Source organism: Desulfurobacterium crinifex (genome assembly GCF_054656775.1).
Genome location: NZ_BAAHXO010000004.1, coordinates 1,080,991 through 1,096,077, shown reverse-complemented (window position 1 = coordinate 1,096,077; position 15,087 = coordinate 1,080,991). Strand labels below are relative to the sequence as shown.

Here is a 15,087-nt window from a genome sequence, read left to right as displayed (position 1 = left end):
TTTAAATTTCTTGCCATTCCGAGCAAAGCAAAGAATCTTTTACTTTTAAATAAGATCCTTTGGACTGCGTCCTCAGGATGACTGTAAATAGCACCTTCAAAACAGAATCCATTAAATGCTTCTGGCAACAGTATAGACAAAGACTTTCGAAGCTCCTTTCTCCTTTAATTCCCTAGCGATTTCGTTAACGGTAGATCCCGTTGTGAAAACGTCATCAAAAATAAGAACTCTTTTACCGTTAACGTTTCCTATAACTCTGAATATACCTTTAATGTTCTCTCTTCTCCTGTTTGCCGGTAAAGATGCCTGTTTTTCCGTGTTATAAACCTTTTCAACAAGGGGAAAAAAAGATATTCCAGCTCCTTTTAAAATCTCCTCACACTGGTTGAACCCTCTCTCTTTCAACTCTTCAGGATGTAACGGAACGGGGATAATAATTTCAGCGTCTATCTCTCCAATGTAACTCCTCAAATGGTTCTCAATTGTCTTACCGATTTCCCAGCTTATAGGAAGTCTCTTTTCAAACTTGAGTGCCTTTATTGAGAGATCTATCAGTTCACTGTAAACTCCAAAGTAGTTAACACCGTCAAAGTAAAAAGTTCTTCCCGACTCAAGACACTCTCTGCAAACGGCTTCAATTCCCGGCTTTAACCTGAGAGGATAACCACAAGTTAAACACTTTTTGTCTTTAAATTCTCTGAAATAACTTTCCCAGCACTCGTTGCAGGCTATGTAATGGTGATCCAGAAAAAGAAAAGAACCACAGGCAATGCAGTACTCAGGAAAAAACAGGTCTAAGAATATACTCTTTAAGAGCTTTCCTGCAGATACTTTTCCACCTCTCCCCAATCTCTTCCCAGTTCCTTCTTTACAAAGTCTTTAAGTATTTCTTCTATGTGATCCGTTTGAGATTCAATTACTTCTTCAGCTAAGCTGATAACTTTCTCTCCTTGATTCTGTTCCTTCAAAAACTCAGAAAGGAACTCTGAAAACCGCTTTCCATCTCCACCTGTTACCTCTGTTGATTCCTCAGTAATCTTTCTCTTGTTTACTCTAAGATAAAGAGCTTTTTTCTCTATTTCTTCGAGGATTTTCCTGAATACATCCAACTCTGTTGATCTGTAGATGTAGTCAATTAGAACAACAGGAGGAATTTCATAAGTCTCTACTTTTTGAGCGAGTTCCTTCAACTCCCCTTCAACGTTATCTTCAGAAACTCTTAAAACTTCAAAAGGTCTTAAACCTTCAATTTCTACTCTTTTAAACCCACCTGTTTCCAGTTCAACAATATTGAATCCTCTTCTACCTGAAATAACCTCTCTTTTTGTTCTGAACTCTGTGGAACCGGCGTAACTGAAGATTCCACCGTAGAAATCTTCTTTTACAAATGCGTGGATATGTCCACCAGCGTAGTAGTTGAAGTTTTTCGGCAAGTCTGAAAACTCCATCTCAAAACTTTCTTCATAGGGCAGATATTGACCAATTCCCTGATGAAACATAAGGATAGAACATCTGCTCTTTTCTGCCTCTTCCGAAAGTTTCTCAAGGAAAGAGGCTTTAAGTTGCTGAAGAACTCTCCTCGGGAAATATCTAAAACCTGCAATTAAAAGACCATCCATTCTTAACGTGCCGTATGGATCAACCAATCTCAAAAGTCCAAGGTCTTCAAGAATTTTATGAGGTGGAATTGTCCCTCTCCTCAAAACCCTGTCATGGTTTCCAGTAATGGCTATAAACTCAATCCCGGCATTTTTAATTTTCTGAAGAACACCGATACACCTTGAGAGAGTTACCATATCCGGTTGATAGCTCTCAAAAAGATCTCCGGTATGGATAACAAGATCAACTCTCTCCTCAATGATTCTGTCAACTGCTTTCTCAAAGGCTAAAAAGAAATCCTTTTTTCTTTCAGGGAGCCTGTACTGAGTGTAACCAAGGTGAGTATCCGAAATGTGAGCTATTTTCAACTTTTTCTCCTCTTATTGATAGTCAACGACTACTACTCCTCCAAATCCACCAACTCTAATTATGTGCCCCCTTTCATCCTTAAAAGTAACAACTCCCGTATGTCTACCATTTTTATCCATCTCAAACCAAACGTATCCACTGCCCCTGTAAGTTGTAACAAGTTTTCCACCGTTATAAACGCTGACTGTAAATCTTCCACCGGTAATCTTAAGCACTTCCTTTTCCATTTTCGTTTGCCACTTACAGGAGCAAGAGGTAAAAGAAAAAATCAAAGGAAAAATCGCAAGTAGAAACAATTTCCTCATTTCTGAGTACTCCGGAGTTCCTCTAAAACCTCTCTTAGCTTGTTTATAAAAAATATGTTCTCTCTCATGGTTCCTACCGTAACTCTTATATGGTCGCTGAATCCGTAACCGTCCATTGCTCTAACTATTACACCTTTCTGGAGAAGCCTCTTGAACACTTCTCTGCTTGGAAATCCAACCTTTACAAGAATAAAGTTTGCGTAAGTTGGAACGTATTCAAGTCCTAACTTTTCAAACTGCTCGTAGAGATACTTTTTTCCTTCCTCATTTACAACCTGAGAGTGTTTTATGAACATTTTGTCTTCAAGGGCTGCAACTCCTCCAACCTGAGCAGGTCTTGTGACGTTGAAAGGCTGTCTTATCCTATTCATATCGTCGATGATCTCTTTCTTTGCAACTGCGTAACCCAGTCTCAATCCTGCAAGACCGTAGATCTTTGAAAAAGTTCTTGTTACAACAATGTTTTTTTCGTTTATGTATTCAACGCCATTTTCTATGTCAAATCCAGCTCCAACGGCATATTCGTAGTAGGCTTCATCCAACACCAGCAGAACGTCATCCGGAAAATCCTTCAGAAAAGCTTCAAATTCAGCTTTTGAAAATGCTGTTCCAGTTGGGTTGTTTGGATTTGCAAGGAAGACAACTGCGGTGTTTTCGTCAATCGCATCAAGATGGGCTTTTAAGTCCATGTAGTAATTGTCCTTTGCCTTTACAACCTTGTGTTCAGCACCTGCAAGCTGAACAACTATCGGATAGACTGCAAAAGATTTCTCACTATAAACAGCGTTGAGTCCCGGTCTGAGATATGCCCTTGAGATTATGTCTAAAGCTTCGTTTGAACCAAGACCGACAAAGAGATTCTCAATTCCAACTCCAAGATGCTCTGCAAGAGCTCTTTTAAGATAGTAAGAGTTCCCATCAGGATATCTGTTTAAGTTCTTTAGATCCTCAATTATTGCCCTTACGGCTGCAGGAGAAGGTCCCAGAGGGTTCTCGTTTGATGCCAGTTTGACTATTTCCTTTAAACCAAGTTCTCTCTTAAGTTCTTCTTCAGGCTTTCCTGGTTCATAAACGTGAACTTTCTTTATATGTTCTGGAAGGGAAAACATCTCTCCTCCTTGAAATGGTAAGATAGTTGAGATAGAGATTATAACCTCTGTGGGAGAATGTGATGAAACCAGAACTTGAACTTAAAGAACTCCTTTTGCAAAAAAGACTAAAGCTCTCAACTGCTGAAAGCTGCACTGGAGGACTTGTTGCAGCAAGGATTGTAAATGTACCGGGAAGCTCTGAATATTTTATGGGCGGTGTAGTTGCCTACGATAATTCAATAAAGATGAAGGTTTTAAATGTTAGCCCGGAAACACTCTTAAAGTTTGGCGCAGTTAGTGAAGAGACTGCAAAGGAGATGGTTTTAGGGATTAAAAAGCTTATGAACACAGAATGTGCCATTTCAACTACTGGAATTGCAGGACCTACAGGAGAAACTCCCGAAAAGCCAGTGGGACTCACATACATTGGAGTTTCTGTTGGAAGCAGAGTGGAAGTCTTTAAGTTTATCTTTGAGGATAAGGATCCAGATGAAGTTGCAAGGAGAAATAACAGGCGAAGGAAAGCTGCAAAGAAAGCTCTTAAACTTCTTGTCCAGATGCTCAAAGAGGAAGAATGAGAACGATTTTAATACTTGGAACAAATCTTGGTAATAGAGTAGAAAATCTTAAAAGAGCTGAAGAACTTATAGAAAAGCTTGTCGGTAGGATTTTAAAGAGAAGTGAAATCATTGAAACGGCTCCTTTTGGTGTTGTCAATCAACCTCCTTTTCTCAATTATGGTCTCCTTGTAGATACCTATCATCCCCCCTTTGAACTTTTAAAGCTTCTCAAGTGGATAGAGAAAAGAGTCGGAAGATACAGAACTTTCAGGTGGGGGCCTCGAATCGTTGATATAGATATTGTTAAGTATGGAAACCTATTTGTTGATACAGAAGAACTAAAAATACCTCATCCAGGTCTTAAAAATAGGGAATTTTTCAAATACATTTGCAGATCTTTAGAATCTTCCTAAGCACTTTTACGAAAAGGGATTTCAAAACCAGGAAAATAAAAACCCCCTTGGAAGGGGGTTTTGAAATTTTAAAATCGGTATTGGTATAACTCCCTGAGAGAACTTAAATCCAGCTTTACCTCTTCTTAAAAACAATCCTTATTGGAATCTTATTAAAACCAAACTTTTCCCTTAGTCTGTTTTCAAGGAATCTCCTGAAAGACTTTGGGATACCTTCTGGGTAGTTTGAGAAAAGCAAAAACGTTGGAGGCTTTGTCTTTACCTGCGTTCCGTAGTAAATTTTCACGACTTTATTTTTATAAACCGGTGGCTGGTGGATTTCCATAAGCTCCCTGAGAACTCTGTTGAACTCTCCTGTTCTAACCTTTTTAGTGTACTGTCTATATAGATCCTTAATCTGCTTGAGCAATTCATCGAGTCCTTTCTTCTCCTTCGCAGATATGAAAACCCTTGGAGCGTAAGGAATAAAATCAAAGTTCAGATCAAGCTCCCTATGAAGTCTCTCCCAATCTTTCTGACTTTGAAGCTTATCAATTTTGTTAACAGCAATGATTATTGGCTTGAACTTCTCAAGAGCTATTCCCGAAATCTTTGTATCTCTATCTGTCGGTCCTTCCTCTGCATCTACAAGGAGAACAACAACATCTGCTCTGTCTATTGCATCAAGGGCTCTGAGATAAGAGTAGTACTCTATATCCTTTATTTTTCCACGTCTTCTTATTCCAGCCGTGTCTATGAAGATGTACTCATCGTCTCCTATTTTTACATAAGTGTCTATTGCATCCCTTGTTGTTCCGGGAATATCACTAACTATTGCTCTCTCTTCTCCAACAAGAGCATTTAAAAGGGTCGATTTACCCATATTTGGACGTCCAACAATGGCAACCTTGATCGGTTCTTTCTCCTCTTCCTCTATGGTGTACTCTCCGCCCTCTTCGAGTGTTTCAATGAGTCCTTCAAGCTCTTCGGCACTCTCTCCAGAAATGAGTTTTTCAGCTTTTTCCCTTCTTTCCTCTTTTTCAAATGTTTCTTTAGCACTCTTTCTCAGGTCTTCTGGTAAAAGTTCAAGGATTCTTTCTTTTAGAGTTGGAACACCGATTTTGTGGATGGTTGAAATTGGAATTACTTCCTCAAATCCCAGCCTGTAGGCATCGTAGATTAAGTCTTCCATGTAGGGTTCGTCAATCTTGTTAACAGCAACAATGACTGGCTTTTTCCACTTTCTCAGAATTCTTGCAACTTCTTCATCAAGAGGCGTAATTCCTTCTTTTCCATCAACAACAAAGACTATAACGTCAGCCTCTTCCATTGCTCTCTTTGCCTGTTCTGTCGTCTCTTTTGCAAAACCTTCTCCGGAAGTGTCGACTCCACCGGTATCAACGAGAATGACCTTATGTCCTTCGATCTCAGCTTCCTGAACAATTCTATCCCTTGTAACTCCTGGAGTATCATCGATAATTGCAACCTTCTTACCAAGAAGCCTGTTAAAGAGAGAAGACTTTCCAACGTTAGGTCTTCCGACAATGGATACAACAGGAAGTCTTTTCATCACTCCTCCGCCATCACGATGTCGTAGAGTTTCTGGAATACACAGGTAAATTCGATATTGTCACCGTATGAAAGAGGTGCAGTTCCAACTTCCCAGATTTCTTCGCCATTATATATGTACCTTGCACCAATAAATGCAACATCTTCGAGGTCTCTAAAATAATACTCAACCTCTCCTTCTCTCTTTGTCTTTTCGTAAAACTTTCTCAACTCGTCACTCGAGTCAAAGTTCGTAGTTATTGGAATCACAAAGGCAAGAGAAACATAGTCGTTTCTGCACTTTTCACAAACACCGTATCTTTGAACAGCCTCTATAACGGTTCTAAACTTTCCTTCCTTAACAAGTTCTTCAACCATCTCCATAGGATCAATAAAAATCTCTTCTTCTTTTCCCAAATAGACATTTTCAACAGTCTGCTCAGTCTTTTGTGGGTAAATTTTTATCAGTGGAACTCCACAATAGGGACACTCAACAGTTACTCCTTCCCCATCAACCGGTTCAACAAGTCCCACAAGCCTTTCAAAAAATTCGTTTATATCGTAATCATCAGCAACCAGTTCAATTGGTTCGCTGCACATTGAAAAATCGTATTTGTACTCTTTTTCAGGATACATTTTCACCCCTTTCAAAAATCAAAATTTAAAAACTCTTTTAACCAAGTTAAGCCTTCTAATTGAAAATGGAAGAGTCAGAAAGTTTAGGTAAAGAATTTCTGCTTTAGATTCTCCAGGACTGTATCCTTCAAAACGGGGATTCTTTACCAGCTAAAGCAGATTCAGAATGACGATTAAAACATTTTCATGATAGAACACCATAAGGAGGGTGAATACTCCCTTTTCATCCTTTGTCTTCCTCAATCTTCCAGAACAATTCTGTTCTTTCCATTTCTCTTTGCTATGTAAAGTCTTCTATCAGCAATCTCTATCAAGTCACCAAGAGACCGAAGTTCAGGAATATCCTCCGGAAAACCAGCTACACCTGCACTAAATGTTACCTTCTTTCCTATTCCAAAATCGACTTCGCTAAATTTTTTCTTTATTCTATCGACAATATAGAAAACAGCTTCTTTTTTAGTATTGGGAAATACTAAAAGCACTTCCTCTCCACCGTATCTTACTGCAATATCAGAATTTCTTATCGAACTAAGTACAATCTCTCCCCAACTTTTCAAAACCTCATCTCCCTTCAGGTGTCCGAATGTGTCATTTACCAGTTTAAAATCATCAATATCGAGCATAGCTATGGAAAGTGGAAATTTTTGTCTCTGAACTATCCCTAATATCTTATTCACAAACTGGTTAAGATAGTTTCTGTTGTACAAATTCGTAAGGGAATCTTTAATAGCCTGACGTTGAAGTTCTTCCGTAAGTTTAACAACCCTGTTAATAAGTTTCACTATTAGCTGTCCGGCGTGTCTGAATTCTTTGAAAGAAAATTGATCCAAAAATTGCCTTATCGCATTCTTTGGATCAGATAGTAATTTCTCTTCTTTCAACAACTTTTCAATATAAGTAATCATAGAATTAAGAGTATTAAAGTTTCTATTAATACGTACAAGCATATCAATAAATAGAAATCCTCCTAAGGTTGCAAAGATGATAAATAAAACTATATCCTGGAAAAGCCACTGAATAATTAAAGTATCAATAGTTTTTTCGCTGTATAAAACAGCAAATAGTCCTTCTTTTCTATTTTCTGTTATAAATTGAGATGCAAACTCTCCATATAAAGGATAACAAACCAATATTCCCTTTTCCGTATGGAATACCTCTTCAGAAGAAACCGTTTTACATAGTTCAAATAATTTCTGATAGTCTTCTTTACCTTCAGGATAAAAATACTCCTTTGAAGCAAGTTGCAAATAGACCAACTGCGCAGATTTTATTTCTTCTTTCAAAGTTTTTAGATTTTGTTTAACAAGCATATCGTTGTAGTAGATACTAAATACGTAATGCAAATTTTTTCCTGCCAGAGTAGTTATGTATCTAAGATGTCTTTCGTACAGACTGCTGAGATTAGTTACTGAGAGAAAACTGAGGATAGCTACACTTCCTACAGCCAATACGAAGATAAGAACACTGTGTTTTACCAGAAACTTCCTTATGGATTCCACAGTTTAACTCTCGCCGGGCAGGATAGTATCTTTTCCTCCGGAGTGTTCTTAATCAGGAAATTGATCTTTTCCGCCAGCATATTATAATCAACAGCGTATATAAAGTTTACCCCATACCTATCAAGATCTGGAAGACTTGTAATAACTATTTTCTCATTCTCCTTTGCGAACTTCATGAGCTTAAGAAGATTAACAACCTCAAGAACTTCTGGGTCGGGAAAAATATAAATGTACTCGTACTTAGAAAGCCTTGATTTCAGGCGGGAAATATCACCATCAAAAGGTAAAATTTTAAAGAGTTTAGAATTAGAAAGATATTTCTTAGCTATTTTCTGTGTTCCTCTACTAACTGGAACAGCTATTTTCCTCTTCTCAAAACCTGTATATGAGAAAAAAACTTCCGCTGTTTTATCTGGTAGAGGAATTATTCTTATTCCAAAGAAATTTTTCTTCTTATGCAAACCTAATATTTCGGGAAACATTACAAATGTGTAAATAACTTTTTTATTCTTTATTTTTTTTATAGCTTCAACAACAACAGGCGTTCCTAAGAGTATCAGAGGATCACAAGATTCAATTTTTTCTCTATCCAGACTAACATTAGAAAATACAACAAAATTATTTAATTCCTTTTCTATAAGGGATCTCACATAAGAAGTAGCCTCTATTCTGTAACTGTCAACAATACAAACTGCTTTGCCATTCACTGGATAAACATAGATTAAGAAAAACGAAATTACTAAAATGAGTATTCTATACTTAACCATAAAGTTCTACCCTCTCCCACCATACCTGCTGGTTCTTGAGGTGCAATAAACGTATAAACTGGATAAGAAATTTCCCTGTCAAACAGGTTATTTACTTTTAGAAATAGCTTTACCTCCCGTTTGGGTTTATACATAAAATTGCAATTTAATACTCCATATCCTGGAACTCTTTTTATATCACCCTTTGTAACTTCTGAATAACCTTCAAAATTAAGGTCAACGATTACTTTATCACCATAGTAAGTAATTCCTCCATTGGTTTTCCATTCTGGAAATGCAAAGAATGTGGTATCTTTCAGATCAGAAACAGAAAAGAGTCTGTTCACTCCTGCATATATTTCAAAATTCCATAATCTTCTCCTTAAATCTGCTGTAAGACCCCTAATAAAGATGCTCTTATCCGCATTTGTCCACTTCTGCTGTCCAATATTCGTTACCGTTGTTCTGTAGATCAAATCCTTCAAACGATATACATACAGAAGAAGTTTTAAAGAAGAAACATCATTACTGAACTCTACAGAGGGCATAAAGGAATCCATCTTCTCAAAGTCAAGATCTTTATTTCCAAGAAGGATAGGATTGTTCTTTATGTACATCTCTTCAAAAGAGGGAGCTCTAACTGCTCGTCCAGTATTTAACTTAAAATTCCACTTATCAGACAACTTATAGAGGAAGGACAAGGAAAATGTTTTTTCTGTTCCGACATCGCTGAGTCTGTCCAGTCGGAAGTTGAGAAGAAAATCTGCAGGATCCTTTAAAAACTGATATTGAAAGTATGGTGAAATTGTAGTTCTTTTTGCTGTGTCCATAAGATGTTCTGAAGATGGAAGCTCCTGATAAGGGATGGGTTGGGGAGGAGATAAGAAGTTAAATTCTGATGGACGGAAGTTCCCGGAGAGGCTATACTTGTAAAGCTGAGAAACATTCAATTCAATTCCACCTGTAAACTTTCCATAATCGCTATCATAGATAGCGTAAGCTCCAGCTCCGGGGTTTTTTATATATCTTTCTTCAACACTATAGTAAGTAGTTTGACATGTTGGAAAGCTTGCAGGACAAAGGTTATATCCCCTTTTCAGGTAAAACCAGTTAAAATAGGCATAAATATCAAACTTTACTGCTTCATTTTCTATTTTATATCCCAAGCGATTGAGAAAAGCCTTTCGCTTAGTATAGGATTTGTCTCCGTTTACAACAAGAGTAGCAACGTTTACTGGAAAGTCGTTATCTCTATCAACTCCATACAGGTTAAGGTATAAACCGTTATCAAGGTTTAGTTTTATGTAATAGGTAAAATGCTTAAAGTAAGTTGAGAGGTCAGTTTTTCTTCCTATCCAGTCAGTAAAATGTTCGTAAGGACCTCTATCTTCTCTGTAGTTGAAGGAAACAATACCAGAAAAATTTTCTCCTCTGAACGACTTTATAAAATAGCTATCATTTGAATTGTCCGTATTTATCGCAGTTCCAACTTTTGCGTTCTCTATGTCCTCAGCATCATAAGTAACAAGGTTAATAATTGCCAGACAGGCATTGACCCCGTAAAGGGAAGTCATTGGCCCATAAACGATTTCAACCCTTTTAACGTTGTTGAGGGAAATATTGTTGTTTGAACTAAAGGAGGAACCATTGGAAGGATCAGCAAGAGGAATTCCATCTATAAAAACCTGTATCTTTTCAGAAAAGTAACTCTGTTTAATACCCAACGTCCCAACAGCTCTAAGGTAAATATTACTTCTATAAACGTAAAATTCCGGAAAGTGTTTTAAAAGTTCAAAAAGATTTCTTGCTCCCCAGATATCTATCTGTTCTCGTGTTATCACTCTTACAAATCGGGGAACGGAACTGTAAGAAGTGGCTTCCTTCGTTGCAGAAATTATTTCGAGTTCTTTTTCAACCAGATAGTAAGAAACTGGCGGTTTTACTTCAGAGTTAGAAGCAAAAGAAGGACTTATCGTTAGTAAAAAGAAAAAAAGAAAAATTGAAAAAAATAACTCATTCTTCGCCAATTTTTTTCCCACCTTCCCTCCAGTCTCACTGGAGAGCTCTGGACAGGTACTCAGCAAGAATCCCAATCTCACCATCAAAAACTGTTCTCATATCTAATAAATATGTTTCATTTTTTATTCTTGCAACTACAGGAATTTCCTGATTTCTCATAAAACAGTCAAAGTTTTCCAAGGAGATTTTCTCTGGGTCAATTGCCACACAGTATGTCGGAAGTTTTTGAAGGGGAAGAGCTCCTCCGCCAACCTCAGATTCATCTTCAACAACTTCAATTTTTGCTCTAAGCTCGTTTTTCACGAGGAGCGAATAGAGCCTTTCAGCCCTTCTCTTTATTTCCTCTAAGGGTTGGGATAACAGTCTCCATGTTGGTATCTCTTTTAGAGCTCTTTCTTCATCAAGGTAATACATCAAAGTTGCTTCCAACGTGGCAAGCGTCATCTTGTCAATTCTTAAAACCCTATTTAAAGGGTGTTTCTTTATCTTTTGAATTAACTCTTTTCTTCCAAGAATTACTCCAGCTTGAGCTCCACCAAGGAGTTTATCTCCACTGAAAGAGACAACATCAACTCCAGCTTTCAAAACGTCCTGGACTGTTGGTTCGTAGGAAAGGCCGATCTTCCTGACATCAATAAAGCTCCCGCTCCCAAGATCTTCATAGACTGGAATATCATACTTTCTACCAAGTTCAACCAGTTCCTTCGTTGAAACAGACTCTGTAAATCCCAGAACCTTGTAGTTGCTCGTATGGACTTTTAAAATTAGCCCGGTGTTCTCGTTAATTGCGTTCTCGTAGTCCCAAAGATGGGTTTTATTGGTAGTTCCAACCTCTTTTAAAATTGCTCCACTCTGAGCCATAACGTCTGGAATTCTGAAAGAACCTCCAATTTCTATAAGCTCTCCCCTTGAGACTATTACCTCCTTTCCCTTTGCAAGGGCGGAGAGAACCAAAAGAACTGCACCAGCGTTGTTGTTAACTACACAGACATCTTCAGCTCCTGTTAGCTTCTTCAAAATCCACTCTAAGTTTCTGTACCGGAGACCTCTTTTTCCTTTCACAAGATCATACTCAAGGTTTGAGTAGCCAGTTATAATCCACTTCAGATGCTCTGCGACTCTCTCCGAGATTGGAGCTCTTCCAAGGTTTGTATGAAGGACAACCCCCGTTGCGTTTATAACTCTATGGAGCTTAGGAGAAACAAGCTTTTTGAGCTCCTTAACGATCTCTTCTTTTATTACTTTCTGGTTTACCTTTACAATCCTACCTTCAACTATTCCTTTTCTTACTCTATCAAGAACATTCCTTACAGCTTCAACCAGAAGAACCCTCGGGTGATCACCCAAAATATCAAGAAGGTCTTTATCGTTTAGAAAAAGATCTACCTTGGGAATTTGTCTCAACAGTTCTCTATTCAAATAAGCCCCCTTACAAAAGAGATAACCCCAAGGAGAGAAAATTTAACAAAAAGGTTTGGAAAGAAACCAATAATCAGTATAGCAAGTGTTGAAAGGCCTATTACTGCATAGTCTCTGACGTTATACGAAACAGCAAGGTCGCTCTCTCCCTTCATGAAAGCGTAAACAAGTGGCTTCAAGTAGAAGTAGAGGGACATTAAACTTGAAAGAACTACAGCAAGGGCAAGGGTTATAAATCCTTCTCTTAAAAGTGCAACAAGGAGGTAGAACTTAGCCCAGAAACCTGCAAGTGGAGGAATACCTGCTAATGACATAAAGATAACTACTGCAGAAAGAGCTAAAAATGGACTTTTTTTGTAAAGTCCACTCCAGTCTTCTACGTTTTCTCCTTTGAGCCCTTTTGTGGTCAGGAGAGAAATCATTCCAAAGGCTGCAAGTGTCATAAAAACATAGACAAAAAGGTAAAAGAGAACGACAAAAGAAGCTAAAGCCGGAACTGTAACAAAGGCTGCCAGAATTACCCCCGTATGGGATACTGCCGAGTAGGCAAGCATTCTCTTCAGGTTGTTCTGGTTGAGAGCCAGAAGAGCTCCAGCAAACATTGTAACAACTGCTATCAATTCGATGGCAGGAGTCCAGTCTTTGGCAAATGAAACAAAGACAGGGAAGAAAAGTCTCAAAAATGCTACAAAAGAAGCAACTTTAACAGCTGCCCCCATAAAGGTTGTAATTGGAGTCGGAGCTCCATGATAGACATCTGGAACCCATGCATGAAATGGAACCGCTCCTGTCTTAAAGAGGAAGGCAACAGCTACAAGGGCTATTGAAAAAAGAAGTGCAAGGGTTACACCATTCTTATTTACAAGCTCTGAAACACCATCGTAGGTTGTTACACCTGTTAGACCATAGAGAATTGCAAAGCCATAAACCAGAATCGCTGCACCAACAGAACCCATTATGAAGTACTTAAGTGCTGCCTCTTTTCCTCTGTAATCGTTCTTAAAGAGCGCTACAAGGATATAAACAGAAATTGACATCACTTCCAAAGAGACAAATAGAGTAGAGAACTCGTTTGCAGCTACAAGAAGCATTCCACCAAGGAGTGCAAAGAGAAGTGTGTAGTAGTACTCTCCTTTGTACTTCAATGAGAACTTTTCAATATAGTTATGGCTCAGAAGAACAGCAAAGATTCCAGAGATTAAAAGAAGCAACTGTGAAAGGACAACCATTAAGTCCTTCTTAATAAATCCGTTGAAAGCATAGGAAGGCTTCACTGAGACTGTTCCAGAGATTAAGAACATGGTAACTACAATAACGACTATTGACAGGTTTGAGAAAAAGGAGTTCTTCTGCCTATCGGAAATAACAAGGTCTATCACTATCATCAAAAGAGCAGAAATCAGGAGAAAAGTTTCGGGTAACATAAGTTCAAGGTTTAGATTCATCCTACACTCCAGCTACCTTTAATATTTCTGAAACGTAGTTATGGAAGAACTCCATTATCACTTCCGGGAAAAATCCAAACCAGACAACTAAGATTGCTACAAATGAAAGGGTTAAGAACTCTCTTAAATCTATATCCTTGAAAGATCTAACTTTTGGCTCTAAGAAGAAAACGTTCCTGTACATATAAAGCATATAGGCTGCCCCAAAAATTACTCCAAGAGCCATCAAGACTCCAACCCACTCTGCAGCTTTAAACCCTCCTAAGATGGTTAAGAACTCACCAATAAATGAGCTTGTTCCTGGAAGCCCGACAGAAGCCATTGCAAATACCATCGCAAGAACTGCCAGCTTTGGAGCAAACTCCGTGAGACCTCCCATCTTTGAAACATTCCTCGTGTGAAGCCTTTCATAGATGATTCCAACCACTATAAAGAGGGCCGCACTTACAAGTCCGTGGTTTAACATCTGGAATATCGCACCTTCAATTCCCTGAACGTTCAGAGAAAAAAGGCCTATCATTACAAAACCCATGTGAGAAACAGAACTATAAGCAACTATCTTCTTAACGTCCTCCTGAACAAGAGCAACAAGAGCTGTGTAGATAATAGCAATCACCCCGAGGACAAAGATAACAGGTGCGTAAAGTTTGTAAGCATCTGGAAAGAGTGGAAGGGAAAACCTTAGGAATCCGTAAGTTCCCATCTTGAGGAGGACACCAGCAAGAATGACACTTCCGGGAGTTGGAGCCTCGACGTGAGCATCTGGAAGCCATGTGTGGAATGGCCAAATCGGAACTTTAATTGCAAAGGCGATAAAGAAAGCCCAGAAGAGCCACTTCTGGAGCTCTAATGGAAGGTGAAACTTAGTAAGCTCAATCAGATCAAAGGTATGGTTGCCAGTAACATAACCATGAACCACAAACAGAACAACAAGTCCAACGAGGAGAAAAATACTACCTGCAAAGGTGTAGATGAAAAACTTCAAAGCTGAGTAAATTCTTCTCTCACCACCCCATATTCCAATAATCAGAGCCATTGGAATGAGCATGGCTTCCCAGAAAATGTAGAAGAGAACAAGGTCGAGAGAGACAAAAACCCCTATCATTGCAGTCTCAAGCATTAAAAGTAATGAATAAAAGAGCTTCCTTCTCTCCTGTATGTAGTTCCAGGCAGAAGGAACAGCTATAAGGGTTATAAGTGTAGTCATAAAGACCATTATGAGGCTGAGACCATCAACACCAACCTTGTACATTATCGAAAAATCTGGAATCCAGCTTCCATAGTCTATGAACTGGAAACCGCTCTTACTCGACTCAAAATTTGCCATCATATAAAGGGTCAGGAGAAAATCAATCCCTGTAAAGAGGAGAGCAATCCACTTTACCCTTGTCTCACTTCTGCACAGAGCTACAAACATAGCTCCAAGAAGAGGCAAGAAGAGAATAACACTTACCATCAA

At 38.5% G+C, this 15,087-nt stretch carries 14 protein-coding genes; 2 read left to right on the top strand and 12 right to left on the bottom strand.

What is annotated here, in order from left to right:
* Positions 1-111: 111 nt before the first annotated feature.
* Genes ACYQ3A_RS07740 through hisC form a run of 4 tightly spaced genes read right to left on the bottom strand, consistent with a single transcriptional unit; the run spans position 112 to position 3,382 of the window.
* Positions 112-849 (bottom strand): ComF family protein, encoded by a 738-nt coding sequence (locus ACYQ3A_RS07740; protein ID WP_459896651.1) that lies wholly within the window; start codon positions 847-849, stop codon positions 112-114.
* Positions 810-1,967 (bottom strand): metallophosphoesterase, encoded by a 1,158-nt coding sequence (locus tag ACYQ3A_RS07735; RefSeq protein WP_459896650.1) that lies wholly within the window; start codon positions 1,965-1,967, stop codon positions 810-812. The genes ACYQ3A_RS07740 and ACYQ3A_RS07735 overlap by 40 nt, the downstream gene beginning before the upstream one ends.
* Before the next feature lie 12 nt (positions 1,968-1,979).
* Positions 1,980-2,273, bottom strand: a complete 294-nt coding sequence (locus ACYQ3A_RS07730; protein ID WP_459896649.1) for a hypothetical protein — start codon at positions 2,271-2,273, stop codon at positions 1,980-1,982.
* Positions 2,270-3,382 (bottom strand): histidinol-phosphate transaminase, encoded by a 1,113-nt coding sequence (gene hisC / locus ACYQ3A_RS07725; protein WP_459896648.1) that lies wholly within the window; start codon positions 3,380-3,382, stop codon positions 2,270-2,272. Before hisC ends, ACYQ3A_RS07730 begins: the two co-directional genes overlap by 4 nt.
* 62 nt (positions 3,383-3,444) lie before the next feature.
* Here hisC and ACYQ3A_RS07720 point away from each other — a divergent pair, with 62 nt between their 5' ends.
* Both ACYQ3A_RS07720 and folK read left to right on the top strand, forming a co-directional pair.
* Positions 3,445-3,942 carry a CinA family protein gene (locus ACYQ3A_RS07720; RefSeq protein WP_459896646.1) on the top strand — a complete coding sequence of 166 codons (498 nt, stop codon included), beginning with the start codon at positions 3,445-3,447 and terminating at the stop codon, positions 3,940-3,942.
* Positions 3,939-4,337, top strand: coding sequence for a 2-amino-4-hydroxy-6-hydroxymethyldihydropteridine diphosphokinase (gene folK, locus ACYQ3A_RS07715; RefSeq protein WP_459896645.1), 399 nt, complete (start codon positions 3,939-3,941; stop codon positions 4,335-4,337). The genes ACYQ3A_RS07720 and folK overlap by 4 nt, the downstream gene beginning before the upstream one ends.
* 115 nt (positions 4,338-4,452) lie before the next feature.
* On the opposite strand, the gene der is transcribed toward folK, so the two are convergent.
* From der to ACYQ3A_RS07675, 8 genes are all read right to left on the bottom strand, one after another.
* Positions 4,453-5,886, bottom strand: a complete 1,434-nt coding sequence (der, locus tag ACYQ3A_RS07710) for a ribosome biogenesis GTPase Der (protein ID WP_459896644.1) — start codon at positions 5,884-5,886, stop codon at positions 4,453-4,455.
* On the bottom strand, positions 5,886-6,500 hold the full coding sequence (locus ACYQ3A_RS07705; RefSeq protein WP_459896643.1) for a hypothetical protein: 615 nt from the start codon (positions 6,498-6,500) through the stop codon (positions 5,886-5,888). The genes der and ACYQ3A_RS07705 overlap by 1 nt, the downstream gene beginning before the upstream one ends.
* A gap of 239 nt (positions 6,501-6,739) precedes the next feature.
* Positions 6,740-7,999, bottom strand: coding sequence for a GGDEF domain-containing protein (locus tag ACYQ3A_RS07700; protein WP_459896642.1), 1,260 nt, complete (start codon positions 7,997-7,999; stop codon positions 6,740-6,742).
* Positions 7,987-8,766 (bottom strand): hypothetical protein, encoded by a 780-nt coding sequence (locus ACYQ3A_RS07695; RefSeq protein ID WP_459896640.1) that lies wholly within the window; start codon positions 8,764-8,766, stop codon positions 7,987-7,989. Before ACYQ3A_RS07695 ends, ACYQ3A_RS07700 begins: the two co-directional genes overlap by 13 nt.
* Entirely contained in the window at positions 8,739-10,784 is a 2,046-nt protein-coding gene (locus ACYQ3A_RS07690) for a TonB-dependent receptor plug domain-containing protein (protein WP_459896639.1), read from the bottom strand. Before ACYQ3A_RS07690 ends, ACYQ3A_RS07695 begins: the two co-directional genes overlap by 28 nt.
* Before the next feature lie 13 nt (positions 10,785-10,797).
* Entirely contained in the window at positions 10,798-12,183 is a 1,386-nt protein-coding gene (selA, locus tag ACYQ3A_RS07685) for an L-seryl-tRNA(Sec) selenium transferase (RefSeq protein WP_459896638.1), read from the bottom strand.
* Positions 12,180-13,628, bottom strand: coding sequence for an NADH-quinone oxidoreductase subunit N (locus ACYQ3A_RS07680; protein WP_459896637.1), 1,449 nt, complete (start codon positions 13,626-13,628; stop codon positions 12,180-12,182). The genes selA and ACYQ3A_RS07680 overlap by 4 nt, the downstream gene beginning before the upstream one ends.
* A gap of 1 nt (position 13,629) precedes the next feature.
* The gene (locus tag ACYQ3A_RS07675; RefSeq protein ID WP_459896636.1) at positions 13,630-15,084 is read right to left on the bottom strand and encodes an NADH-quinone oxidoreductase subunit M; all 1,455 of its coding nucleotides are present in this window, start codon (positions 15,082-15,084) and stop codon (positions 13,630-13,632) included.
* Positions 15,085-15,087 lie beyond the last annotated feature (3 nt).